We start from the raw sequence: 24,844 nt of genomic DNA, 5'->3' as shown, positions 1-24,844 counted from the left end.
GTTTCCCCTCAGGCACTCTTCCGGAGCGCGGGCTGTTTGGCAAAGAGCTGACGAAAGACAGGATAAATATCGGCGGCCGTGGCTATTCGGCTCATCTGGAAGTTCGGCCAGTTTGACTCAATGGCGCTGTAGGCCCGCCAGAGCGACGTCCCGTTTTCGGTCGCGCCGAAGATGTGGCTCTCGCGTTCGTCGATGATCTCGACATAGGCGAAATACTGGCACAGGCGCATGAGCTTGCGGTTCAGCAGGGCGATGCAGCGCTCGGAATCGGTGGCGAAATTGTCGCCATCCGAGGCCTGGGCGGCGTAGATGTTCCACTCGCTCGCGGGATAGCGCTGCTCGATGACGCGATGCATTTCCTCGAGCGCGGTGGAAACGACGGTGCCGCCGCTTTGCGTGCAGTAGAAGAAGGTTTCCTCATCCACCTCCTGCGCTTCGTGCGTGTGGCGGATGAAGACGATTTCGGTGCGCTCATAACGTCTTTTCAGGAACAGGTGCAGCAGCACGAAGAAGCGCTTGGCAAGGTCCTTCTCGCGCTCGCCCATCGAGCCCGACACATCCATCAGGCAGAACATGACCGCTTTCGCATTCGGCACCGGGCGCGGGTCGAAGCGGTTGAACCGGATGTCGACCGGGTCGACGAAGGCAATCCGCCGGCGTCGGCGTTCCAGCCGCTCGATCTCTTCTTTGAGGGCCGCGACGCGCTCGCGCGTCTGAGCATTGGGCCCTGCGGCCTCCAGCGAGGCGAGATCCTGCATGATCGCGTCGACCGCCGCTTGCTTGGGGCGCCTGAGCGCAATGCGGCGGCCGTGGCTGTTGCGCATCGTGCGGCCGACATTGATGTTGGTCGGCGAACCGGTGGCCGCGAAACCCGCCCGGCGCGGCTTGAAGGCAAGGATCTCCTTGAGATTGAGCTTCACCAGGTCGGGCAGTTCGAGATCCTCGAAGAAAAGATCGAGCACCTCCTCGCGCGACAGGACGAAACGAAAGTCGTCCTCGGACGCGGTGTTTCCCGGTGACGAACCGCCCTTGCCTCCGCCCTGGCCAGGTTTGGGGATCAGATCCCCCTGGGCGAATTGCCTGTTGCCCGGCAGGATGTGCCGGCGCCGGCCGGTGTCCCTGGCGTCGTTGAATGTCGGCTCGCCGGTGCCTCTCTCGGGCATCGGCACGACATGCTCCGCGTCCACGTCGGCGATCCGCCCAGCGCGGATCTGGTCGCGAATGCTGCGCTTGAGTTCCTCGCGGGCACGCCTGAGGAAGCGCTGGCGATTGCCAAGGCTTTTGTCCTTCGGATTCAGGCGGCGGTCGATAAAGATCGGCATGCAACCATTCGGGCTGCTCTCAGCCCGCCTTGTTCACCCGCATGTACCAATCGACCAGCCGGCGGACCTGCCGTTCCGTATAACCGCGCTCCACCATCCGCTGGACGAATTCACTGTGCCGTTTTTCGGTGACGCTATCCTGCTTGGAGCCGAAGCTGATCACCGGCAGCAGGTCCTCGACCTGGCCGAACATGCGCTTTTCGATCACCTCGCGCAGCTTCTCGTAGCTCGTCCATGACGGGTTGCGACCGTGGTTGCGCGCCCGGGCACGCAGCGTGAACTTCACCACCTCGTTGCGGAAATCCTTCGGATTGGCGATGCCTGCCGGCTTTTCGACTTGCGACAATTCGCTGTCCAGCACCTCGCGGTTGAGGATTTGGCCGGTATCGGGGTCCTTGTAGTCCTGGTCCTCGATCCAGGCATCGGCATAGGCGATGTAGCGGTCGAACAGGTTCTGGCCATATTCGCTATAGGACTCCAGATAGGCCTTCTGGATTTCGTGGCCGATGAACTCGGCGTAACGGGCGGCCAGTTCCGACTTGATGAATTCGAGATAGGCCGCTTCCATCTCCTTCGGAAACTGCTCCCGCTTGATCGCCTCTTCCAGTATGTACATCAAATGCACCGGATCGGCGGCCACTTCCGCGGTGTCATAATTGAACGTCTGCGACAGGATCTTGAAGGCAAAGCGCGTGCTGACGCCGGTCATGCCTTCGTCGACGCCGGCGGCGTCGCGATATTCCTGGACTGACTTCGCCTTCGGGTCGACTTCCTTCAGGTTCTCACCGTCATAGGCGCGCATTTTGGTGTGCAGCGGCGAATTGTCGTGCTCGGCAAGGCGCGTCGAGACGCTGAACCGGCTGAGGATGTCCAACACCTCGGGCGCGCAGGGGCTGGCGGCCAATTCACTCTCGCGCAGCAGTTTTTCGTAGATTTGCCTTTCTTCGGTGATGCGCAGGCAATACGGCACCTTGACCACGAGAATGCGATCGAGAAACGCCTCATTGTTCTTGTTGTTCTTGAACTGTTGCCACTCGGATTCGTTGGAATGGGCAACGATGATGCCCTGGTAGGGAAAGGCACCGAAATTCTCGGTGCCGTTGTAACTGCCTTCCTGGGTCGCCGTCAGCAATGGATGCAGCACCTTGATCGGCGCCTTGAACATCTCGACGAATTCGAGCAGACCCTGCGTCGTCCGGTTCAGTCCACCGCTGTAGGAATAGGCGTCGGGGTCGGACTGGCTGAAATTTTCCAATTGCCTGATGTCGACCTTGCCAACCAGGGCGGAGACATCCTGATTGTTCTCGTCGCCAGGCTCTGTCTTGGCAATGCCGATCTGGCGCAGCCGCGACGGCATCAGTTTGACGACGCTGAATTTGGAAATGTCGCCGGACAATTCGTCGAGGCGCTTGGCCGCCCATGGCGAGATAAGCCCGTTCAGGCGGCGCCGGGCTATTCCGTATTTGTCCTCCAGGAGATCGCCCATGCGATCCGGATGGAACAGGCCAAGCGGCGATTCGAAAACCGGACTGATCTGGTTGCCGACCTTCAGCGTGTAGATCGGGCGCTCCTCCATCAATTTCTTCAACCGTTCGGCCAAGGAGGACTTACCGCCGCCGACCGGGCCTAGGAGGTAAAGGATCTGCTTGCGCTCCTCAAGGCCCTGAGAGGCATAGCGGAAATATCCGGCGATGCGCTCGATCGTATCCTCCATTCCGTAGAAATCGGAAAAGGAGGGATATATCTTGACGGTCCGGTTCGAGAAAATGCGGCCGAGCCGCTCGTCCTTGCTGGTGTCGACCAGGTCAGGCTCGCCGATCGCCTCGACCATTCGTTCCGGCGCCGAGGCATACATCGACTTGTCCTCGCGGCAGGCAAGCAGATATTGCTGGAGACTTATCTCCTCCTGGGCGGCGTTCGCATAAATTTCCGAAAAGAGATGGAAGACGTCGGATGGGTTCTCACGCATGATCGTTGCCTTCAGAGCCATTCTGGCGGGGCCCACACATTCAACTGCGGGAAGGCATTGTTTGTTCCGTCGACGCGCGTGCATCTGGCATCAAAATCCTGGCATCGCTCCAGCCCGAATGGCTGCCTGTCCTGATTGAGCGCTCGCAGCGTCCGCGGAGACTCTTGCGATCTGGAGATCGACCGCGACTTCGGCAGGGATGGCGACGCGCTGACGCCGCGGCGCCCTGTGGCTGGATCATGCCAGAAGCGGCGGCGGGATATTGCCGTGCGGACATCCGCGGGTGCAACTGCTCTTCGTGAATGGGAGAAATTATGCATGAATGGCGCCGATGTCTTGTGCGACGTACTGCTGGCCAATGATGTGAAGATGTGCTTCGCCAATCCCGGCACATCCGAAATGCATTTTGTCGCCGCGCTCGACCGCAAGCCCGAGATGCGTTGTGTGCTTGGCCTGTTCGAGGGCGTGGTGACCGGTGCGGCCGACGGCTATGCGCGCATGACCGACCGTCCCGCCGCGACGCTGCTGCATACCGGGCCGGGGCTGGCCAATGGTCTTGCCAACATGCACAACGCCCGGCGCGCCATGAGCCCGATGATCAACATCGTCGGCGACCACGCCTCATACCATTTGCCACTCGACGCGCCGCTGACCAGCGATATCGAAGGCCTCGCGGCGCCGATGTCCAACTGGGTTCGACGCATCGAAGGGCCCGCCGATGTCCAGCCGGCCACGGAGGCTGCCTTTCGCGCCTTGCTGACGCCGCCTGGTGTCACGACGCTGATCCTGCCGGCTGATGCCGCCTGGGGCGACGCCAACGCGGATACGCCCGGCAAGGTGGAACTCGCACCGCCGCCAGCCGTCGGCATGGAGGCCGTGCGAACGATCGCTACCGCGATCGGCGCGGCTTCGGGCCGTGTTGGCATGATCGTTCGGGGGCGGGCGGCACGGGCCGATGCTCTTGAAATCGCCGGCCAGATTTCGACGGCCTGCGATGTCAGGCTGTTCAGCGAGGTCCTGATCGCCCGGATGCAGCGCGGGCGCGGGCGTGTCGCGCCGACGCGCATCCCCTATCCGGTCGACGCGGCGACGGCGATGCTCAGGGATATCGATGTCCTTCTGCTGGTCGGCGGAAAGGAGCCGGTCGCCTTCTTTGCCTATCCGGGAAAACCGGGACGGCTTGTCCGTGATGACTGCCAGGTGCTGACACTCGCCGCCCATGGGCAGGACCTGCATGCGGCGCTGGAAGCGCTTCGCGACGAACTGGGCGTCAAGCGGTCACAGCTGACGGCGGTTGGCAGTGCCTTCCCTGACGAGGCAACACCGAACGGCCGGCTGACGGAAGATGCCATTGCGCTGTCCGTCGCGAGAAAGCTGCCGGCCGAAGCGATCGTCTGCGACGAGGCCGTCACCTCGGCGCGGCGTTTCTTCGCACTGTCGGCCTTTGCCGCGCCGCATGATTACATGATGGGCACGGGCGGGTCGATCGGCGGCGGCATTCCGCTGGCGACAGGTGCGGCGATCGCCTGTCCCGGCCGCAAGGTGATCAATCTCGAGGCAGATGGCAGCGGCATGTACACGGTGCAGGGGCTATGGACGCAGGCGCGGGAACATCTCGACGTGCTGACGATCGTCTTTTCCAACCGCACCTATGCGATCCTGCATGGCGAGATGCGTAATGTCGGCGTGAACGCGATCGGCGAGAATGCTAGGCGCATGCTCGATCTCGACCATCCGGCGCTGGACTGGGTTTCGCTGGCCAAAGGCATGGGCGTGGAGGCGGCGCGTGCGGATAGCTGCGAACGTTTCGACGCGCTGCTCGACGCTGCCTTGTCTCGACCGGGGCCGTTTCTGATCGAAGCGGTCATTTGAACGCAGCGTGAGAGGCGCAGGGCTGGCTCGCAGCTTGGCCTACCAGCGCGTCTGTTCACCGGGCGCCGCGGGCTCGATCGCCAGCGCGTGCACGCCCGCGTTCAACTCGTCGGCCAGAAGCTGGTTGACGGCGCGATGACGGTCGATGCGGCTCATGCCCGTAAAACTCCGAGAGACGATGCGGACCCGGAAATGCGTCTCGCCGGTGCCGTCGAATTCTGTGTGGTGACCGGATTCCACGTGATGATGGCCGGCGTGGAGATGGCTTTCGTTGAGGATGACGAGCCGCTCGGGCGAAAATGCCTTGTTGAGCTTGTCTTCCATGGTCGCCTGTATGGACATCGTCTTTTCCCTTCACCACATATGGCTGGCCCGCCCATGAAAACCGAAAATCGGTTTCACCAGGCCGCCGGCGTACAACAAAATCGGTCATTCGCCCGCTTTAAGCCGCGATTCAGCGGTTAGGGCGATGATCGCGAAAATGTCAATTCTTGTTTCGCATCTGCGAACGCCCCATAAATGGGTGAGATGAAGCCGTATCCCAAATATTTCGAGAAGATTCGCGTCCGTCCAGACAAGGACGCGGAGGTGAAGGCGCACGCGCCGATTTGCCAGTGGGATGGCTGCAAGGAGGCGGGCACGCATCGCGCGCCTGTCGGGCGCATGAAGGAGGGCGAGTATTTCCGCTTCTGCTTCGACCATGTGCGCGAGTACAACAAGGGCTTCAACTACTTCTCCGGCGTGCCGGACACCGAGGTCGCCCGCTTCCAGAAGGAAGCGATGACCGGCCATCGACCGACCTGGAAGATGGGCGTCAACGGCGCCTCGACACGCTCCTCGCCCGATATGGCGCAGATGCGCTCCGGCCGCGCCGGCTACTACAACCGCATGCGCGACCCGTTCGACCTGTTCAAGGGGCCGAAGGATCCGCGCGAGGCGCGCGAGCGCAAGGCCAAGCCCCTTGAGGCCAAGGCGCTGGAAACGCTTGGCCTTGATACAAAGGCGACTGGCAAGGACATCAAGGCGCGCTATAAGGAACTGGTGAAGCGTCACCATCCGGATGCGAATGGCGGCGACAGAGGTTCGGAAGACCGGTTCCGCGATGTGCTTCAGGCCTATCGCGTGCTCAAACAGGCAGGCCTGTGCTGAGCGACCCTACGGTTCGTGTCGTTTTGCAACTTTCATAAGGTTGGAAAAGGCTCTAAGACCGCCCCCGAACAAAATGGATTGCCGGCGAAACGCGACGTTTCGCCCGTGGAGACGTTGAGAGATATGAACAAGGTCGATCGCGACATCGCCAATCTGCCCGACACGACGGTGTCGGTGAAGGAGAAATTCGGCTTCGAGTCCAAGATGGTGGTGCCGGCCTATTCGGTGACATCAGAGCATGTGCCCGACATCGATCCCGACTATCTGTTCGACAAGGCGACGACCTTGGCGATCCTCGCCGGCTTCGCCTACAACCGCCGCGTCATGGTCTCGGGCTATCACGGTACCGGAAAGTCGACCCATATCGAACAGGTCGCCGCCCGCCTCAACTGGCCGTGCGTGCGCGTCAACCTCGACAGCCATGTCAGTCGTATCGATCTTGTCGGCAAGGACGCGATCGTCGTCAAGGACGGCCTGCAGATCACCCAATTCCGCGACGGCATCCTGCCCTGGGCCTACCAGCACAATGTCGCGCTGTGCTTCGACGAATACGATGCCGGTCGCCCGGACGTGATGTTCGTCATCCAGCGCGTGCTTGAATCGTCCGGCCGCCTGACGCTGCTCGACCAGAGCCGGGTTATCCGCCCACATCCGGCGTTCCGCTTGTTTTCGACCGCCAACACGGTCGGGCTGGGCGACACGACCGGCCTTTATCACGGCACCCAGCAGATCAACCAGGCACAGATGGACCGGTGGTCGATCGTCACCACGCTGAACTATCTGCCGCACGACAATGAAGTGAACATCGTGCTCGCCAAGGCCAAACATTATCGCGACACCAAGGGCAAGGACATCGTCAACAAGATGGTGCGCGTGGCCGACATGACGCGCTCGGCCTTCATCAATGGCGACCTGTCGACGGTGATGAGCCCGCGTACCGTCATCACCTGGGCCGAGAATGCCGAAATATTCGGCGATGTCGGCATGGCGTTCCGGCTGACCTTCCTCAACAAGTGCGACGAGCTGGAACGTTCGGTGGTCGCCGAGTTCTACCAGCGCGCCTTCGGCCAGGATCTGCCAGAGAGCGCGGCCAACGTGGTGCTGGGCTAAGCAGAGCCTCGATGGCGGGTCCAGGCGACAACACACGCAACAAGTCGAAGACGGGGTCTGAAGCCGACAGCTTCAAGCGCGCCGTCACCGTCTGCATGCGCGCCATCGCCGGCGACAAGGAGATGGAAGTCGGCTTCGCCAAGGACAGGCCGGCGCTGGCGGGCAGCCGCGCGCGGTTGCCCGAGCTGCCCAAGAAGGCATCGAAGGCCGACATCGCGATCACCCGCGGACTCGGCGATTCCATGGCGTTGAAGCGCGCTTGCCATGATGTTCGCATCCACAGCAAGCTGGCGCCCGAAGGCAAGGCCGCCCGCGCCATCTACGATGCGGTCGAGCAGGCTCGCGTCGAGGCGATCGGCAGCCGCGCCATGCAGGGCGTCGCCGACAATATCGGCTCGATGCTTGAGGACAAATACACCAAGGCCAACCTCGTCGACGTCAAGGACAAGGCCGACGCGCCCATCGAGGAGGCGCTCGCGCTGATGGTGCGCGAAAAACTGACCGGCCGGCCGGTGCCGAAGAGCGGCGAGCGGCTGGTCGAACTCTGGCGGCCCTGGGTCGAGGAGAAAGCCAAGGCCGACCTCGATGGCCTGTCGGAAAAGCTCGAGGATCAGCAGGCCTTCGCCCGCGTCGTGCGCGAGATGCTCGCCTCCATGGAAATGGCCGAGGAACTCGGCGACGACCAGGAGACCGAAGACTCCGAGGACAATGACGACAACCAGCCCCAAGGCGAGGAACAGAGCGAGGAGGGCGGCGAAGACGATTCCGGCTCCGAGCAGTCGCAGTCCGAGGACGCAGAGGCGTCGGCAGACGACGAGCAGTCGGCGGAGACCGAAGCCTCCGACGCAACGGCCGACGATCTGTCCGACGATGACGATGCCGACGCCGAGACACCCGGCGAGGCGCGCCGCAACGACAATCCCTTCACCAATCTGCCGAAGGAAATCGACTACAAGATCTACACGTCAGCTTTCGACGAGACGGTTGGCGCCGAGGAGCTTTGCGAAGAGGAAGAGCTCGACCGGCTGCGCGCCTTCCTCGACAAGCAGCTCGCCAATCTGTCGGGCGTCGTCGGTCGGCTCGCCAACCGGCTGCAGCGCCGCCTGATGGCGCAGCAGAACCGGTCCTGGGATTTCGACCTGGAAGAGGGCTATCTCGACCCGGCGCGGCTGGTGCGCGTGGTCATCGATCCGATGCAGCCGCTGTCGTTCAAGCAGGAGCGCGACACCAAATTCCGCGACACGGTGGTGACGCTGGTGCTCGACAATTCCGGTTCGATGCGCGGCCGGCCGATCACGGTCGCCGCCACCTGCGCCGACATCCTGGCGCGCACGCTGGAGCGCTGCGGTGTCTCGGTCGAGATCCTCGGCTTCACCACGCGGGCATGGAAGGGCGGGCAGGCGCGCGAGAAATGGCTGAAGGACGGCAAGCCGCCGAACCCCGGCCGGCTCAACGATCTGCGCCACATCATCTACAAGTCGGCCGACCATCCTTGGCGGCGGGCACGGCGCAACCTCGGCCTGATGATGCGCGAAGGCCTGCTCAAGGAAAACATCGACGGCGAGGCGCTGCTGTGGGCGCACAACCGGCTGATCGCCCGGCCCGAACAGCGCAAGATCCTGATGATGATCTCGGACGGCGCGCCGGTCGACGATTCGACGCTGTCGGTCAATCCGGGCAATTATCTCGAACGTCATCTGCGCGCCGTCATCGAGTTGATCGAGACGCGCTCACCGGTCGAACTGCTGGCCATCGGCATCGGCCATGACGTGACCCGCTATTACAGGCGCGCCGTCACCATCGTCGATGCCGAGGAACTGGCCGGCGCCATGACCGAGCAACTGGCTTCGTTGTTTGCCGAGGAAAGCGCGAAGGATACGCGGCGCGGCGGCACGCGACGCGCCGGATGATCCTTTCGCGGCGCGGGCTTCGGGACACGCTTTTCGCCGTCATCGCCTTGCTTGCCGGCATGGCTTCGGCGCCAGCCGGTTCGGCCGGCTCGGCCGCAGTTGAGCCTGTCGCAATCTCGGCCCGCCCGATCACCGAATTCCATATTGGCGGCACCGACAAGCAGTTTGGCCAACTCGAATTCGTCGGCGGGCTGGAGATGACCTCGCCATCACACGATTTCGGCGCGCTGTCGGCCTTCCGGTTTCTGAAAGCCGGCAGCGATTTCATCGGTGTGGCCGATACCGGTTACTGGTTCTTCGGCTCGGTGGCCCGCGACGCCGATGGGGTCGGCATCCAGAATTTTCGCATGCAGCAAATGGTCGACCAGAGCGGCCAGCCGATCGACGAAAAACGGGAAGTCGATGCCGAGGGCCTCGCGGTCAAGGACGGCATCGCCACCGTCGGTTTCGAACGCAACCACCGCGTCGTCCAGTTCAGGATCGACCCGGACAACATGAAGGCGCCGTTCAGGCAGCTGGATTTCCTGGCGCCGGCGCGGGAACTGCGGAAGAACCGCGGCTTCGAGACAGTCACCCATTCAAATGCCAACGGCCAGCATCGGGGCGGCCTTGTCGTGGTCTCGGAAAAGAGCCTCGACAAGACCGGCAACATCTACGCCGCCATCATCGAAGGGCCGCGCAAGGGCGTCTTCACCGTCAAGCGCAACGGCGATTTCGACATCACCGATGGCGCCTTTCTGCCCGATGGCGACCTTTTGCTGCTGGAGCGCAGTTTCACCATGACGGGCGGGCTCAAGATGCGGCTGCGGCGCATTTATGGAGAGAGCGTCGAGAAGGGCGCCGTTGCCGACGGGCCGGTGCTGCTGCAAGCCGACATGGGCTACCAGATCGACAATATGGAAGGGCTAGACGTCTGGACCCGCACTGACGGCGCGCTGATGGTTTCGCTGATCTCCGACGACAACCAGTCGATCCTGCAGCGCAATCTCTATCTGGAATTCATTCTGCACCAGGATTGAGTGGCAGCTCCGCCGCGACGCCTCTTGGCGATTTTGTCCATGCGTCGGCCATTCCCAGCGTTCCTGCAGACCACTAAATCTGAATGAGTTTATCGACCATGACCGTGTTTGCGAAAACACTTTAGTCTGGACTTGACAATTGAGATGGCGCGAACGATACTCAAGTCCATGCTTAACCATTCAGAGATCGACGGCATCCTTCGCGCTCTTGTCGAGCCCACCCGTCGGCAGATCCTGGAACGGTTGAGCAGTGGACCGGCCACCGTCAGCCAGTTGGCGGAGCCGTTCGGCATGACCTTCGCCGCCGTGCTGCAGCATCTCCAGGCGCTGGAGGCCTGCGGTCTGATCCGCAGCGAAAAGATCGGGCGGGTGCGCACCTGCCGGATCGAACCCGGCGGGCTCGCTCCGCTCGCCGACTGGATTGCCGAACGCCGCCTACCGGCGGAACGCCATCTCGACCGTCTTGGCCAGATCCTGGCCGAGACGGATCAATCCCCCGAGAAAAATCAGAACCAGAAAAAGGACGAACCGCAATGAACCAGATTGCCCCCGTCAAGGATGAGCATTCCGTCATCCACTCCACCTTCACCATCGAGCGGACCTATCCGCAATCGCCGTCACGTGTCTTCCATGCCTTCGCCAACGAAGCGACGGTGCGGCGTTGGCGCATCGAAGGCGATGGTTTTGCCGTTGCCGAGTTCAGCTTCGACTTTCGCGTCGGCGGCGGCGAGGTGTCTCGCTTCAGCTATGGCGGCGGCCCGGAGATCAGGCTCGACGCGCAATTCCAGGACATCGTCGCCGACCGGCGCATCGTGTTTTCCTACAGGATGGCGGTCGGGCCGCAGCCCATGTCGGCATCGCTGACCACCGTGGAGCTGACGCCTTCAGGCGATGGCACAAGGCTGACCTACACCGAGCAGGGCGCTTTCTTCGACGGCATCGATTCCGCCAAGGGACGGGAGGAGGGGACTCGCGGGCTGCTGGAGGCCCTTGCCGCCGAACTTCAGCGGTCAAACTAGCCCCGGCCGCCGACGATCTTGGTCAAGATCATGAGGCTTTGGTGGCTATCCAGATGACATGACGCGCGCCGCGCTTGCCGTTGGCGCGCGTGTTGACTTCGTCGACCGCGAAACCTGCCTGTTTCAGCCGCCGCGTGAAGCCGGCATCCGGCCCCTGCGACCACACCGCCAGCACGCCGCCCGGCTTGAGCGCGGTACGCGCGGCGGAGAGGCCAGCCGCACTATAGAGGGCGTCATTGCCGTTGTGGACGATGCCCTCGGGGCCATTGTCGACGTCGAGCAGGATCGCGTCCCAGGCGCCGGCCCCCGACCGTATCAACTGGCCGACATCGGTTTCGCGGATGGTGACGCGGGAATCATCGAGCGACCCGGCGAAAATCTCGGCCATTGGGCCGCGCGCCCAGGCGACGACGGCCGGCACCAGTTCCGCGACAATGATTTCGGCATTGTTGCCCAGTTCGGCGAGAGCAGCGCGCAGCGTGAAACCCATGCCAAGCCCGCCGATCAGGATCTTCGGCCGAAGATGCCCCGCAATCCTCTGGCAGGACAGTTTCGCCAGCGCTTCCTCGGAGCCGCTCAGCCGGCTGTTCATCAGCTCGTTGGTGCCGAGCATGATCGAGAATTCGGAACCGCGCTGTTTCAGCCGCAATTCCTGCTGGCTGTCGGGCGTTCTCGCGGAGTCCAGCTGGATCCAGGGAATCACGGCTTAGGCCGCGGCAATGGCCGGCTGGCTCCAGCGGGCGGCGAGCAGCCGGTAGGGGATCAGTGCCACGACGGCGATCATCAGTTTCACGCTGAGGTCGCCAAGCGCCCAGGATACCNAGCGCATGGCATCGACATGAAACACGCCCATCAATGGGGCGCTTTCGAGCGCGAAACTATCGCTTGGACCGACAAAGGCAAAGGCGGCCGAAAAAGCCACACCGAAGAACACGACGGTGTCGAATACCGATCCGACCAGCGTGCCGATGATCGGTGCCCGCCACCAGCTCTGCCGACGCAGCCGGTTGAACACGGTGACATCGAACAACTGCGCGGTCAGGAAGGCAGCGCCCGAAGCGGCCGCGATGCGCACCAGCCGGTCGGCTGATGTCTCGAACTCGATCAGGCCATGACGGAACAGGAAGGGCGGGACGAGGATCGAGCAGACCACCGCCGTCATGAAGCCGACAAAGACGATCCGGCGCGCCACGGCGGGTCCGTAGCGGCGGTTGGCAAGGTCGGTGACCAGGAAGGAAAAGGGATAGGTGAAGGCGCCCCAGGTCAAAACGTCGGCGAGCGACAGGCCGCCGATCTGGCCCTGCATGGGGAACTGGACGAGGATGTTCGAAGCCACGACGACAAGCGCCATGGCGGCCACAAAGGGCAGGTATCGCGAAAAGGAAGACATTTTTTTATCCTGGGTAATGGAACCAGCGGAGCGTTTTGCCGAAAACCGGATCACGCTCGCTTTGTTCGAGCATCGAATCTATGGCCGCTACGCGATCTCGATCCGATACTCAGTGGCCAACAAGAGGTTGGTCAGGGCGGTTGTCCCCCGCCTGAGAGACGAATTAAGCGGCAGCCTGTTCGGCGGTCTTCTTGGCGATCTGCTTCTTCAAGAGACGCGCGCGCTGCGACAGTTCCTTGACGTCGGCCTTGGCCAGGAAGGCGTCGAGGCCGCCGCGATGTTCGACCGAACGCAGCGCGTTGGCAGAAATGCGCAGGCGCACATTCTGGTTCAGCGCTTCCGAAATCAGCGTCACATTGACGAGGTTCGGCAGGAAACGACGCTTGGTCTTGTTGTTCGCGTGGCTCACATTGTTGCCGGTCTGGACTGCCTTGGCAGTGAGTTCGCAGGTGCGGGACATGGTTCTAACCTTCAGTTCTCTCGTGGCCTGCCAAACTTTTGTGCCCACGCCGGGTGGCGCGCGGTTCTGGTCAGGCGGCCTTATGGAAAAGTTGGCGTTCCTTAGTTGCATTTCACCGGGGCGTCAAGCTCCGGCTTCCCCACGGAAGCGCCCGGCATTTCATATTAAGGCCGGATTTCACCCTATAAGCGGTCTCACAGGGACATGCCAGACCGGAGTCGCCCGCCTCCGGCCGAAAATCAAGGATCCGATCCCGCCATGCCTCGTTCATCTCACGCGCTTGTTGCCGCGCTTGCCGTCGCCTTGCCGTCCGCCGCGTCCGCTGCCTCGCCGCAGTCGTTCAAGGGCGAGTACACGGTGTCGTTTCTGGGTCTCTCGATCGCGAGGTCGACTTTCTCCAGCCACTATGAGAATGGCGCCTACGCGATCGAAGGCAGTGTCTCCGCGGCGGGTCTCGCCAAGCTGTTCGACGACACGCGGGGCACGATCTCGTCCAAGGGTACGATCTCCGGGCAGAAGATGGTGCCGCAGGCATTCCGTGCCGACTACACTTCCGGCAAGAAGGCATCCTCGATCGACATTCGCTTTACCAACGGCAACGTGACCTCGACGCAGGTCATCCCCGCCCCCGGCAAGCGCGACCCCGAGGCCTGGGTGCCGATCGGCGCCGGCGACCTGGCATCGGTGCTCGATCCGATGGCCGCCACCGTCATCCATGCCGACGGCCTCGACCAGGTCTGCGGCCGCAAGGTCAAGTTCTATGATGGCGAGATGCGCGCGGACCTGACACTGACCTACGCCTCGAAAGGAACGATCTCGGTGCCGGGCTACAAGGGCGACACCGTTACCTGCCAGATGGGTTTCGAGCCGGTGGCGGGCTATCGCAAGGGCCGCAAGGCGCTCAACTACCTCAAGAACAAAAGCCGCATGATGGTGACGTTTGCACCGCTTGGCCAAACCGGCGTATATGCGCCGATCCACGCCACGGTCGGAACGCAGATCGGTACCTTGACCATCAGCGCCAGGCGGTTCGAAGCAGTACAATAAGGCACGCCACCGGGGACAGGATGGGGCGCGCCACTGGAGACAAAATGGGGCGCGCAACACTGATCGGCTTTTCGGCGGTCGCCATGTGGGCGTTGCTTGCGTTGCTGACGGATGCGTCCGGCAAGGTGCCGCCATTCCTGTTGTCGGCGATCACTTTCTCGATCGGCACGGGCGTAGGGCTTGTCGCACGCCTGTTCATGCCGGCCACCGACAGGAACCAGAAAATCCCGCCCCAGGTCTGGGTGATCGGTATTGCCGGCCTGTTCGGCTACCATTTCTTCTATTTTACCGCGCTGCGCAACGCGCCGGCGGTGGAGGCGAGCCTGATTGCTTATCTCTGGCCACTGCTGATCGTGCTGGGCTCGGCGCTGATGCCGGGCGAAAAACTGGCTTGGAATCATGTCGTCGGCGCGCTGCTCGGCCTTGCCGGCACCGTGCTGATCGTCACCAAGGGTGGCGGCCTAGCCTTCGACGCGCGCTATGCTTTCGGCTATGCCATGGCCGCCGTCTGCGCCCTGCTATGGTCGTCCTATTCACTGCTGTCGCGACGTTTCCCGTCGGTGCCGACCAGCATCGTCACCTGGTTCTGCGCGGCAACCGCCGTGCTGTCGCTCGCCTGCCACCTGGCGCTCGAGGAAACAGTGCTGCCTGACGGCGCCGGCCAGTGGCTGGCCGTGCTCGGGCTCGGCCTGATGCCGGTGGGCGCTGCCTTCTATGCCTGGGACATCGGCGTCAAGCGCGGCAACATCCAGGTGCTGGGTGCCGCAAGCTACGCGGCACCGCTTTTGTCGACACTTGTGCTGATCGCGGCCGGCGTCGCCGAGCCTTCGTTGCGCATTCTGGCCGCCTGCGTGCTCATCACGGGCGGCGCGGCGCTGGCGGCAAAGTCGCTCTTCTTGCGCAAGCCAGCGGCGACCGGGAGCGGAGCCGGGGCATCCGAAAGCGGAGCCGGGGCATCCGAAGGCGGAGCTAGGGCATCCGACAGCGGGGCCAGGGCATCCGAAGGCGGAGCCAGGGCATGACGATGCCGTTTGCCGGCGGCATCGACGCCAATGCCAATGCAACGCTGATCTTTTCGCTGGTGGCGGCGGTGATCTATGCCTTCACGCTTGGCATGCGGCCGACGCTGGCCCGCTCGGCGGCAAAGACGCTCGCCGTGGCTATGCTCGCCGTACTCGCCGCAATCCAGGGCGGCCCGCTGCTGCTGGTCGCCGCCCTTGCGCTGAGCGCGGTTGGTGACGCCTTCCTGTCGCGCGACGGGGAAAAGGCATTTCTCGGCGGGCTGGCGAGCTTTCTCGTCGCCCACATCGTGTATGCCGCGCTGTTCCTGCGTAGCGGTGGCGGATTGGAGTTGCTTGCCGCCGAATCCTGGCTGGGCGCGATTGCACTGGCCATGGCGGTGTTCGCAATTGTCATGCTGGCGGCGCTCTGGCGCCGTGTCGGTCCCGGCCTGCGTATTCCGATCGCCGCCTATATCCTTGCGATCCTGGCCATGGGCATGTCGGCGCTGACGACAAACAGTAGCTGGGTGATCGGCGGCGTGGTGCTGTTCATGGCATCGGACGGGCTGCTCGCCACGGAGAAATTCCTGGTCGCCGCCATATCACCGCAGCGCGCCTTGATGCGCCTCGTCGTCTGGGTGCTGTACTACGCCGCCCAGCTCGCGATTACCCTGGGTTTCCTGCTGGGTTAGGGCTGCCAGCCCGGCTCGGCGAGTTCGAAGGCGGCGAAATCGAAACCTGGTGCGACGGTGCAGCCGACCAGCGTCCACTCGCCCAGGCTGCGCGCAGATTGCCACCAGCCTGCCGGCACGACGATTTGCGGCCGTTCGCCCGCCGCGAGGTCGATGCCGAGAACCTGCTCGATAATGGCGCCGCCTTCTTCCCACATCGACAGCGCCAGCGGGGCACCGGCATAAAAATGCCAGACCTCGGCGGCGTCCCTGACCCGATGCCAGGCCGAAAGCTGATGCCGTTCCAGCAGGAAATAGATGGCGGTCGAATGGCCCCGCGCACCGCCGGCTTCGTCGCGAAAAGTTTCCGCGTACCAGCCTCCTTCCGGATGCGGCTTCAGTGCGAGCGTTGCTATGATTTCCGCGGAACTGGTCATCGGCAGAAAGCCAACACGGCGCTCAGAAATTGTCCTTGCGCTTGCGGATCTCGGCGAAGACCTCGGCATCTCCAGCCTTCTCCATGCCCAGATGCTTGCGGATTGCCGGATCGTGCCAGCGCAGGAAGGGATTGGTTGACAGTTCCTCGCCGATCGTCGTCGGCAGCGTCGGCTTGTTGTCGAGCCGCAGCGCCTCGATCCGCGCGGCGCGCTCCTTCAATGCCGAATTGGTGGGGTCGACGCTCAGCGCGAAACGGGCATTGGTGAGCGTGTATTCGTGGCCGCAATAGACCGTCGTCTCGGCCGGAAGGGCCGCGAGCTTCTTCAGCGATTCGTACATCACCGGCGGCTTGCATTCGAACAGCCGGCCGCAACCCAGCGCGAACAGCGTATCCGCGGTGAACGCCACTTTCGATGCCGGCAGATGGTAGGAGACATGACCGGCGGTATGTCCGGGCGTGGCGATCACCTCGATGCGCTCATCGCCGAGATGAAGGATGGAGCCTTCTTCGACGGTTTCGTCGATGCCGGGAATCTTGGCCTTTTCCGCCTCCGGCCCGACGATGCGCAGCTTGAAGCGCTCCTTGAGCGCCAGATTGGCCTCGACATGGTCGACATGGTGATGCGTGGTCAGGATCATCGTCGGCGTCCAGCCGGTGCGCTTGATCGCGGCCAGGATCGGCGCTTCCTCGGGCGCGTCGACGATTGCGGTCTGGCCGCTTTCGGGATCATGCACCAGCACACCGAAATTGTCGGTGCGGCACATGAACTGTTCGATTTCGACCGGCATCGCATCTCTCCCTTTACCGCTGCAGACATAGGGTGCCGCTGCGTGAATGTCATCCCGGATGTCAAAGCGAATGACATCCAGGATGTCAAAGCGAATGACGTCCGAATGTCATCCTGGGATGTCAAATTGACATCCGCCGTGCCGCCGCTTTGGACCTTTTGTTGAATCCACCCCACATCACGGCTACATCCCTGACATGCATTCCGACATCGTCGACCTTCGCTCGTTCTATTCGACAACGCTCGGCCGGTTCGCCGAGCGTTCGATCACCATGGCGCTATCGTCGATATGGGCCGCGGTGCCCAATGAGCGGCTGGTAGGTCTCGGCTATACCTTGCCCTGGCTGGAGCGCTTCGGCTCCGACGCCGAGCGGGTCTTCGCCTTCATGCCGGCGACCCAGGGCGCCGTGGTCTGGCCGGCGACGGGGCCGACGGCAACGGCACTGGTCTTCGACGAGGAGCTGCCGCTGGTCGATTCCTGCATCGACCGCATGCTGCTCGTCCATTCGCTGGAACATGTCGAGAACCCGCGCGAGACGCTGAACGAGATCTGGCGGGTACTGTCGCCGGCGGGGCGCGTCGTCATCGTCGTGCCCAACCGGCGCGGCGTCTGGGCACGCTTCGAACATACGCCGTTCGGCAACGGGCGGCCCTTCTCACGCGGGCAGCTCACCGAACTGCTGCGCGAGGCGAATTTCACGCCCGCCGCGTGGTCCGATGCCTTGTTTTTCCCGCCATCGCGACGGCGCTTCATGATGCGCTTCCACAATGTGCTGGAGCGCGCCGGCCGGCGGCTGTGGCCGATCTTCTCCGGCGTCATTGTCGTGGAAGCGCAGAAGCGACTTTATCAAGGCGTGCCGGTGGCCCAGCGCGCGTCCCGCCGCGTCTTCGTGCCGGTGCTGTCGCCACATGGCGCGACACGGCTCGGCCGGCGGGCCGAGGGAAGCGGTGCGGCATCGTCGGCTCGGCAAGCGACACCTTCGTGATCGCGATGGAAACTTGCATCGCGCGGCATCTTTCCGACCTATCTGTCGTGCTGGACTGGCAAAGTGGTTGAGGGGCTGCCGCCTCATCCGGTTTCAGCTTCGCTACTTAACGCAAGGACTTCGGCTATGGCTGATCAACTGGACAATCAGGCCACCGTTCAGCCGGTCGCCGTGGTCAGCAGCCTGCGCGATCAGGTGGCGGCGATCAAGCGGGCGCTGATAGAATCGCCGGTTCGCAAATGGTTGCTGTGGACGTCGGCCGGCATCATGGCCGTCATCGTCGCGACGTCGATCGGCCAGGTTCTGCTCAATCGCTGGAACCAACCCTTTTACGACGCGCTCGCGCGCCGCGACATGGCCGCCTTCCTGCATCAGCTTCTCGTCTTTGCCTTGATCGCCAGTGGGCTGCTGGTGCTCAACATCGGCCAGACCTGGCTCAACCAGATGATCCGGCTGAAGTTGCGCGAGGCGCTGACGCTGGATTTGATCGACCAGTGGATGCGGCCGGCGCGTGCTTTCCGGCTGGCCAATGCCGGCGCCATCGGCGTCAATCCCGATCAGCGCATGCAGCAGGATGCCGCGCATCTGTCGGACCTGTCGACCGATCTTGGTGTCGGCCTGCTGCAGTCCTTCATCCTGCTTGCGTCTTTCGTCGGCGTGTTGTGGGAGTTGTCTTCGGGCTTCGTGTTCCACATTGGCGGCTGGTCGCTGGCGATACCGGGCTACATGGTCTGGGCGGCGTTCCTCTATGCCGGCACCGCCTCCTGGCTGAGCTGGCTGGTCGGGCGGCCGCTCATCCGCCTCAACAGCGACCGCTACACGCGCGAAGCGGAGCTGCGCTCCTCGATGGTGCGCGTCAACGAGAATGTCGATGCCATCGCGCTGTACCGTGGCGAGAATGATGCCAAGCGACGGCTCGAACTCGACCTCGGCACGGTGCTGGGTGCCATGCGGCGCATCTACACCGCCCAGATCAACCTGTCCTGGGTAACCGACACCTATGGCTGGATCACCGTCGTGGCGCCTATCCTGGTCGCCTCGCCGGTCTATTTCTCGGGCGACATCAGCTTTGGCGGCCTGATGATGGCGGTCGGCGCCTTCAACCAGGTGCATTCGTCGTTGCGCTGGTTCATCAACAACATCGGCAGCATCGCCGACTGGCGTGCCACGCTGATGCGTGTCGCCGACTTCCGCATCGCGCTCGATGAAACCGATGTGCTGCACGACAAGGAGAAGCGTATCTCCTTCGGTCAGAACGCCAATGGCAGCCTGACGTTGGAGAAACTCCAGGTGGCCTCGCCGGAGGGCTGTACGAAGCTCTCCGACCAGCATGTCGAAATCCATGTCGGCGAGCGCGTGATGATCACCGGCGAGCCCGGCGCCGGCAAGACGCTGTTCTTCCGCGCCATTGCCGGCCTGTGGCCATGGGGGAGCGGAAAGATCGGCATGCCGGCGGGAGAAGCTCCCATCTTCGTGCCTCGTGTCCCGTATTTCCCGGCTGGCACGCTGCGCGAGGTTCTTGACCATCCCTATGGTGTTGCTCTGGCAAGCGATGCCGATATCTCGGCGGTGCTTGCCGAAGTCGGCCTCGGGCGGCTGTCATCCTCGCTCGACCGGTCGGCCCGCTGGGAGCGGGAGTTGGGCGATGACGAACAGCGATCGCTCGCCTTCGCGAGGCTCGCCTTGCGGAAGCCGAAATGGGTGGTTATCGATGAAGCGATGGATGCATTCGACGGCCCGTCGCTAAGGCGCGTGCTGTCGCTGCTGGATAAGCATCTGAAGGACGCCGCGATCATCAATATCGGACGCGGCCTGCACAACAATCAGTTCTTCCCGCGCTCCCTGACGATCGTGAAGGATACCGGCGCGCCCGCCCTGAAACCCGCCCCCGTCCGGGCAGGTGCCATCGAACCGCCGCCAGTCGCCGCACGGCGCAAGGCATAGAACAGCCGGCATTCGGACCGGCCGGGCGCGCGCCTGCCACAAGCTTTATTTCGCCGTGATCGCGAGCGATGTTGCGATCGAAACATCGCTTGTGCTGGCCATGCTTGATACGATGAGCCTGCTTGCCTGCCTGGCTTGCGCCGAGGCCGCTCCGGTTCCTTCGGCGCCGGATACGCTGGCCGTCGACGTCGAACTGGTGCTGGCGGTCGATATCTCCCTGTCGATGGACGAAACCGAGTTTGCCCTTCAACGCGCCGGCTACGTAGAGGCGCTGCGGCATGCCGATTTCATCGAGGCGGTCCGTTCCGGCCATACGGGCCGCATTGCGCTCGCCTATTTCGAATGGGCCGGCACGGCGCGCGACGACGCGGTCATCGGCTGGCAGATCATCGACAGCGCCGAGAGCGCTAACAGCTTTGCCGACAAGCTTGCGGCCCGCCCCTTCCGGAGTTTCCGCGGCACCTCGATTTCAAGCGCGCTTGCTTTCGGTACCGAGCTTTTCGACGGCACCAATTTCGCGGGCGAACGCAGCGTCATCGACATATCTGGCGACGGCCCCAACAATATCGGGCCGCCGGTCACCGTGATGCGTGATGCGGCCATTGCCAAGGGCATAGTCGTCAACGGCCTGCCGATCCTGATCAAGCCATCGCCGACCTTCAGCCATCTCGATCAGTATTATGCGCAGTGCGTGACCGGCGGACCTGGTTCCTTCGTGCTGCCGATCCATGCGGCCGCCGAATTCTCGACGGCGATCCGGCGCAAGCTGATTCTGGAAGTCAGCGGCATTCAGGACAAGCCCAAGATCACGCCTGTCGAGATGGACGCCCCGATCGACTGCCTTCTGGGGGAACGGGACAGGCGGTTCCTGTCGGATCCCTATTTCCCGGAACTGGACCGATAGGCCTGGCCGTGGGTCAGGCAGGCCGGGCGCCAAACTCGTTGCGGAATGTGTTGAAGAGATCGCGGCGCCAGCGCCGGCCCTGGACATAACCGTTGACCAGTTCCGGCAAGGAGTAGCCGAGCGCCTTCGACGACCGATTGGCCATATAGCCCTCGAACGCCTCCGGTATCCGGCCCCTGAGAATATCGGCGATGATCTGCCGTGAGATCATGTAGGGCGGAATGTGCGGGTAGGAGCGGGCGATATGCGGGTGCTTGCCCATCAGATTGGCATAGGCTTCGACATAGCCTGTCCTGCGGCCCGAAATCGAATTCTCCGAATTGTATTTCGTCCAGTCGATATCTCCCGACAATTGCGCGCCGAACCGCTGCGCGAGGCGCAGCAGCAACTCCCGGTCCTGCATCCGGGTGATGTCGCTGTCATAGCCGCCAACCGCCAGCAGGGCCTCGCGGCGGGCCGATATCGCCGAGCCGGCGATGAAGATCGTCTGCGCCACAAGCGTGCGCTCCAGTACCATGGAACTCACGAATGCCTCGGGATTGATGCAGTTGGTGGCGCGGCCGCTCTTCAGCGAGACGTATGAGCTCAGCAATACTTCGAGCGACGGATCGTCATCGAACCGGGCCAGCGTGCGCTCAAGCCGGTGCGGCAGGTAGACGTCGTCGGAATCGAGAAATGTCACCACGGGGGTCCGCGCAAGTTCGATGCCGGCGTTCCTGGCGGCGTTGGCGCCGCGCCATTTCGCGCCGACATAGATCAGCCGCGGATCGCTGACGCGGGCGAGCGCCGCCTCGGTTCCGTCGGTCGAGCCATCGTCGACGACGATATGCTCGAACCGCGGCATGCTCTGGGAAAGCACGCTTTCGACGGCGCGGAGCACCGTTTCGCGCCGGTTGTGGGTCGGTGTGATGACCGTGATGAGGGGCGCCTGCTCCGTCTTCCCGCTCATATCGCGTCAGCCATCTTCAGCGCAAAAACACACTTCGCGCCAGGTCCTTTGATCTTCAGGATGGTTGAACGGATCGGACTTCCCCCTGGATGGCCCTCATCGGATTCAGCGCGACGCTACAAAGAACAACCTGTTATGTCATCCTATTCTGCTGTCGTTCGACCGACAAGGCGTGATGAATTCCGGCTCCTGGAGCTTTAACTGCAACACCATCGCTGCCTTCCATGCTTGCGAAGTGGCCTTGACGATCAATTTTCGCAAGGGCGATCGAATCCACCGCTAAAATCAGCTAGCTGTGCCCGACATAGTCGGGCACGATCTCGATGTCGTCGCTGACCAGGCCTGTAGCGAGACTGAACTGGCCCCAAAACGCCAAACTGTAGAATGCAAGGCCGACAAGAAGGGAAAATGGAATCTGCCAAAGCGGCATCCCGGTATCCCCGGCATGGCCGACAATCCGTCTTATGGTGCGCCATGACATGGTGAACCAACGGCTGAAGGACTTGGCGATCCGTTGCGTGCGGCCAGGCGATTTGAGCTCCACGAACTTTCGGTCGGCGTCTCTGCCCGTGACCAGGGCGCGCCAGAAAAAAAAACGCCAGCCCCGCGGTGAGTAATGGTAGACGCGTGCGTTGACATTACGAATTGTCTGGCCTTCGCGTTGCAGTTCGCGCATCAGCAATGTGCACGAGACCTTGAAGCCATTGTGTCTTGGAAAAGGATGATCGACGATCCAGTCGCGCCGAAACCCTACATTGTTGGCGTTCATCGCTCGTTTCGAGGCAAACCGCTTGTCCCCGTGAGCCATTGGGAAAAACCAGATCAGTGCAAACGTCCTCGAAAAGAAATCATCGTATGAAAGATAAGTATATCCATTCACACACATAACTTCTGGATCGCTAAAGGGCTCAAGCAAACCTGATAGCCAGCCTGGTTCGGCCACTACATCGGAATCGGTGAAAAGGACGATATCCCCGTCCGTTGCCAATATGCCGTTGTTTTTTAGATCGTAGTATCGGCCCCCGGGGAAAGCGGCAAAGATCAGATCGGCAACTTGTTCCAGCTGTGGCGCTACCGCCCTGACGTCGATGCGAAGCGATCCAGCGTCGGCGTCCGTGCCGCCGTGAGAGATAACAACCTTGGGTCTGTGCAAGCCGGCTGAAGAAACCGTGGTGATTTCACGTGCCAAGGCCTTCAGGCCAACGCCGACTTCGTCCCAATCGATGGACTTGGCGTTCTCCATCTCCACCACGAGGGAATATGTTGTGTGTGGTTCAACCATTTCCGCATGGACCAGATCGCTGCGTCGCACTGGCGATAGTCCCTGCAAGTCGGCCTAAAGGCAACCCTTTCAAGATCACGCGGGGATGTTTCCCAACAATACTGACGATCAGCCACCGCCACCAAATCGGGACCAAAGGGAACCGCGAGTGCGGTCAACCGGGAATCTTGAAGTGTCTGAATATTGCGCCAAGAAACGCTGCCGCCATTCTACATTGACGGTGTCTCGTTGAATTGCGAGGCCGGACGCAAAGCCAAATCCGACGTCACGGCCAAGCTCGGCGTCAACGAGACCAGCGATTTGCTTAAGACTGGTCTGTGGGTCTTGCAAAAGATCCTCATATGTCAACGACAGGAAAGGCACACCGTTTTTTGCAAACCAGAGGTCCCAAACCAGATTTTCCAGCACAAGTTTATCAAGCGACTGTGCGATCGCCGCGCCGTCGTAACGTGGCGCGTTGTTGGCGGTCTCAGTGGAACGGAATCGGCCGGTCTGACGGGCGCGCGCCCAGGAGATTGCCTGGCCAAGGAGATCGCGGCGCGTCAAACGGACATAGCGCAATTCTGGGAGGGTGGCTGGTAGGTCGATGGTTCTAGCCACTTGTGAAAATTGGCTGGCAAACAGTTTGACTGCGTAAATTCCGGAAGCGGATCGCCCATCCCTCAATGCCCGCAAGACTTGAGCGCGGGGATCGCGAGGATAGTTCGGCAATTCAAGAAGACGGCGGCCGCCGAACCACTCCAACGGGTTGCCAAGCCCGGCGGCTGCCATCAATCCAGCGAGATGATTGCTGCCGCTGCGCGGTGACGTGCAGACCAGAATTCCAGCCTTTATGCCAGACAGGATGTCAGGTGGTATTTCAACCGGAAGAGGCCGTCTGCGAAAGAGATGCATGGCAACCACTACCGCTTCAGCAGGAACACAGCCTGTTGGCCAAAGAAATTCCAGAACCACCATGGCATCGACAGGCCGATCTTCTGGCCGTTGGCGTCGAGCGCTGTCGCCTTTTCCACCGTCGCGCCAAGCTCTTCGCACAGATTGACGAAGTCGCGGATGGTGCAGAAGTGGATGTTGGGCGTGTCGTACCAGGAATAGGGCAGATCCTTGGTCACCGGCATTCGGCCCTTGACGAACAGCGACAGGCGCACCCGCCAATGGCCGAAATTGGGGAAGGAGACGATCGCCCGATTGCCGATCCTGAGCAGTTCGTCGAGCACCAGTTTTGGATTGCGGGTGGCCTGCAGGGTCTGCGACAGGACGACGAAGTCAAAACCCTTGTCGGGATAGAATTCGAGATCCTTGTCAGCATCGCCCTGGATGACCGAGAGGCCGCGCGCCACGCATTCGTTGACGCCGCGCTGCGACAACTCGAGCCCGCGGCCGTCGACCTGCTTGGTTTCCTGCAGCAATTCGAGCAGCGAACCGTCGCCGGAGCCGACGTCGAGCACGCGCGATTGCGGCGGGATGAGGTTGGCGACGACCTCGAGGTCGACGCGCTGGCTGCCGTTGACGCTCATGGTTTCGCCTCCTGAGTGGCGCATGACCATGGTCCGGAAAGTCCGCAACTCCTCGGGGTCATGGCTTCGCCTTTCTGTTTGGCGCATGACCTTGATC

25 protein-coding genes are annotated in these 24,844 nt (G+C 62.4%); 13 read left to right on the top strand and 12 right to left on the bottom strand.

Translation table 11 applies throughout. From position 1 onward, the window contains the following. Positions 1-8: 8 nt before the first annotated feature. The gene (locus M653_RS0111695; protein WP_027143526.1) at positions 9-1,322 is read right to left on the bottom strand and encodes a YeaH/YhbH family protein; all 1,314 of its coding nucleotides are present in this window, start codon (positions 1,320-1,322) and stop codon (positions 9-11) included. A 19-nt stretch (positions 1,323-1,341) separates the two neighbouring features. Further along, positions 1,342-3,291 (bottom strand): PrkA family serine protein kinase, encoded by a 1,950-nt coding sequence (locus M653_RS0111690; protein WP_027143525.1) that lies wholly within the window; start codon positions 3,289-3,291, stop codon positions 1,342-1,344. 318 nt (positions 3,292-3,609) lie between these two features. On the opposite strand from M653_RS0111690, the gene M653_RS0111685 reads away from it, so the two are divergent. Beyond that, positions 3,610-5,163, top strand: coding sequence for an acetolactate synthase large subunit (locus tag M653_RS0111685; protein ID WP_027143524.1), 1,554 nt, complete (start codon positions 3,610-3,612; stop codon positions 5,161-5,163). Between the two features lie 39 nt (positions 5,164-5,202). Here the strand turns inward: M653_RS0111685 and M653_RS0111680 are convergent, their stop codons facing one another. After that, positions 5,203-5,505: a BolA family transcriptional regulator gene (locus tag M653_RS0111680; RefSeq protein WP_027143523.1), complete on the bottom strand. Its 303-nt coding sequence runs from the start codon at positions 5,503-5,505 to the stop codon at positions 5,203-5,205. Positions 5,506-5,682: 177 nt separating this feature from the next. Between M653_RS0111680 and M653_RS0111675 the strand changes: the two genes are divergently transcribed. The 6 genes from M653_RS0111675 to M653_RS0111650 all read left to right on the top strand — a co-directional run bounded on the left by M653_RS0111675 (position 5,683) and on the right by M653_RS0111650 (position 11,370). Then, the gene (locus tag M653_RS0111675; protein ID WP_032922426.1) at positions 5,683-6,312 is read left to right on the top strand and encodes a J domain-containing protein; all 630 of its coding nucleotides are present in this window, start codon (positions 5,683-5,685) and stop codon (positions 6,310-6,312) included. A 123-nt stretch (positions 6,313-6,435) separates the two neighbouring features. Further along, a complete protein-coding gene (cobS, locus tag M653_RS0111670; protein ID WP_027143522.1) occupies positions 6,436-7,422 on the top strand; it encodes a cobaltochelatase subunit CobS in 987 nt (328 codons plus the stop codon). 11 nt (positions 7,423-7,433) lie between these two features. Then, on the top strand, positions 7,434-9,332 hold the full coding sequence (gene cobT / locus M653_RS0111665; protein WP_027143521.1) for a cobaltochelatase subunit CobT: 1,899 nt from the start codon (positions 7,434-7,436) through the stop codon (positions 9,330-9,332). Continuing rightward, the gene (locus M653_RS0111660; protein ID WP_027143520.1) at positions 9,329-10,351 is read left to right on the top strand and encodes an esterase-like activity of phytase family protein; all 1,023 of its coding nucleotides are present in this window, start codon (positions 9,329-9,331) and stop codon (positions 10,349-10,351) included. The genes cobT and M653_RS0111660 overlap by 4 nt, the downstream gene beginning before the upstream one ends. A 168-nt stretch (positions 10,352-10,519) precedes the next feature. Further along, on the top strand, positions 10,520-10,888 hold the full coding sequence (locus M653_RS0111655) for a metalloregulator ArsR/SmtB family transcription factor (RefSeq protein WP_027143519.1): 369 nt from the start codon (positions 10,520-10,522) through the stop codon (positions 10,886-10,888). Next, positions 10,885-11,370 carry an SRPBCC family protein gene (locus M653_RS0111650; RefSeq protein ID WP_027143518.1) on the top strand — a complete coding sequence of 162 codons (486 nt, stop codon included), beginning with the start codon at positions 10,885-10,887 and terminating at the stop codon, positions 11,368-11,370. The genes M653_RS0111655 and M653_RS0111650 overlap by 4 nt, the downstream gene beginning before the upstream one ends. Before the next feature lie 28 nt (positions 11,371-11,398). On the opposite strand, the gene M653_RS0111645 is transcribed toward M653_RS0111650, so the two are convergent. The 3 genes from M653_RS0111645 to rpmB all read right to left on the bottom strand — a co-directional run bounded on the left by M653_RS0111645 (position 11,399) and on the right by rpmB (position 13,220). Next, positions 11,399-12,073 carry a hypothetical protein gene (locus M653_RS0111645; RefSeq protein WP_027143517.1) on the bottom strand — a complete coding sequence of 225 codons (675 nt, stop codon included), beginning with the start codon at positions 12,071-12,073 and terminating at the stop codon, positions 11,399-11,401. Positions 12,074-12,076: 3 nt separating this feature from the next. Beyond that, a complete protein-coding gene (locus tag M653_RS0111640; protein WP_027143516.1) occupies positions 12,077-12,760 on the bottom strand; it encodes a queuosine precursor transporter in 684 nt (227 codons plus the stop codon). Between the two features lie 163 nt (positions 12,761-12,923). Then, positions 12,924-13,220: a 50S ribosomal protein L28 gene (gene rpmB / locus M653_RS0111635; protein ID WP_027143515.1), complete on the bottom strand. Its 297-nt coding sequence runs from the start codon at positions 13,218-13,220 to the stop codon at positions 12,924-12,926. 258 nt (positions 13,221-13,478) lie between these two features. Here rpmB and M653_RS0111630 point away from each other — a divergent pair, with 258 nt between their 5' ends. From M653_RS0111630 to M653_RS0111620, 3 genes are read left to right on the top strand one after another with little or no spacing between them, the layout of a single operon-like run. Continuing rightward, a complete protein-coding gene (locus M653_RS0111630; RefSeq protein ID WP_027143514.1) occupies positions 13,479-14,267 on the top strand; it encodes a DUF3108 domain-containing protein in 789 nt (262 codons plus the stop codon). A gap of 44 nt (positions 14,268-14,311) precedes the next feature. Then, on the top strand, positions 14,312-15,289 hold the full coding sequence (locus M653_RS0111625; RefSeq protein WP_027143513.1) for an EamA family transporter: 978 nt from the start codon (positions 14,312-14,314) through the stop codon (positions 15,287-15,289). Continuing rightward, positions 15,286-15,960: a lysoplasmalogenase family protein gene (locus tag M653_RS0111620; RefSeq protein ID WP_027143512.1), complete on the top strand. Its 675-nt coding sequence runs from the start codon at positions 15,286-15,288 to the stop codon at positions 15,958-15,960. Before M653_RS0111625 ends, M653_RS0111620 begins: the two co-directional genes overlap by 4 nt. Here the strand turns inward: M653_RS0111620 and M653_RS0111615 are convergent. Both M653_RS0111615 and gloB read right to left on the bottom strand, forming a co-directional pair. Next, positions 15,957-16,376, bottom strand: coding sequence for a cupin domain-containing protein (locus M653_RS0111615; protein ID WP_027143511.1), 420 nt, complete (start codon positions 16,374-16,376; stop codon positions 15,957-15,959). The two genes, M653_RS0111620 and M653_RS0111615, sit on opposite strands and share 4 nt — an antisense overlap. A gap of 22 nt (positions 16,377-16,398) precedes the next feature. Beyond that, entirely contained in the window at positions 16,399-17,166 is a 768-nt protein-coding gene (gene gloB, locus M653_RS0111610) for a hydroxyacylglutathione hydrolase (RefSeq protein WP_027143510.1), read from the bottom strand. A 196-nt stretch (positions 17,167-17,362) separates the two neighbouring features. Between gloB and M653_RS0111600 the strand changes: the two genes are divergently transcribed. From M653_RS0111600 to M653_RS0111590, 3 genes are all read left to right on the top strand, one after another. Then, entirely contained in the window at positions 17,363-18,151 is a 789-nt protein-coding gene (locus tag M653_RS0111600) for a methyltransferase domain-containing protein (protein WP_027143509.1), read from the top strand. 126 nt (positions 18,152-18,277) lie between these two features. Beyond that, positions 18,278-20,095, top strand: a complete 1,818-nt coding sequence (locus M653_RS0111595) for an ABC transporter ATP-binding protein/permease (protein ID WP_027143508.1) — start codon at positions 18,278-18,280, stop codon at positions 20,093-20,095. Between the two features lie 100 nt (positions 20,096-20,195). Continuing rightward, entirely contained in the window at positions 20,196-20,999 is an 804-nt protein-coding gene (locus M653_RS0111590) for a DUF1194 domain-containing protein (protein ID WP_027143507.1), read from the top strand. Positions 21,000-21,012: 13 nt separating this feature from the next. Here M653_RS0111590 and M653_RS0111585 read toward each other — a convergent pair whose 3' ends face one another. The 4 genes from M653_RS0111585 to metW form a co-directional block, all read right to left on the bottom strand. Continuing rightward, positions 21,013-21,948 (bottom strand): glycosyltransferase family A protein, encoded by a 936-nt coding sequence (locus M653_RS0111585; protein WP_027143506.1) that lies wholly within the window; start codon positions 21,946-21,948, stop codon positions 21,013-21,015. Positions 21,949-22,237: 289 nt separating this feature from the next. After that, positions 22,238-23,260 carry a glycosyltransferase gene (locus tag M653_RS0111575; RefSeq protein ID WP_245262095.1) on the bottom strand — a complete coding sequence of 341 codons (1,023 nt, stop codon included), beginning with the start codon at positions 23,258-23,260 and terminating at the stop codon, positions 22,238-22,240. Between the two features lie 78 nt (positions 23,261-23,338). Beyond that, positions 23,339-24,187: a Stf0 family sulfotransferase gene (locus tag M653_RS1000000135465; RefSeq protein ID WP_156938184.1), complete on the bottom strand. Its 849-nt coding sequence runs from the start codon at positions 24,185-24,187 to the stop codon at positions 23,339-23,341. Further along, the gene (metW, locus tag M653_RS0111565; RefSeq protein ID WP_027143503.1) at positions 24,133-24,747 is read right to left on the bottom strand and encodes a methionine biosynthesis protein MetW; all 615 of its coding nucleotides are present in this window, start codon (positions 24,745-24,747) and stop codon (positions 24,133-24,135) included. Before metW ends, M653_RS1000000135465 begins: the two co-directional genes overlap by 55 nt. Between the last annotated feature and the right edge of the window lie 97 nt (positions 24,748-24,844).

It is taken from the genome of Mesorhizobium sp. WSM3626 (assembly GCF_000513935.1).
Classification (GTDB): Bacteria; Pseudomonadota; Alphaproteobacteria; order Rhizobiales; family Rhizobiaceae; genus Mesorhizobium; species Mesorhizobium salmacidum.
Note: the sequence above shows the minus strand (reverse complement) of the source record. Positions and strands in the feature narration are given on the sequence as shown.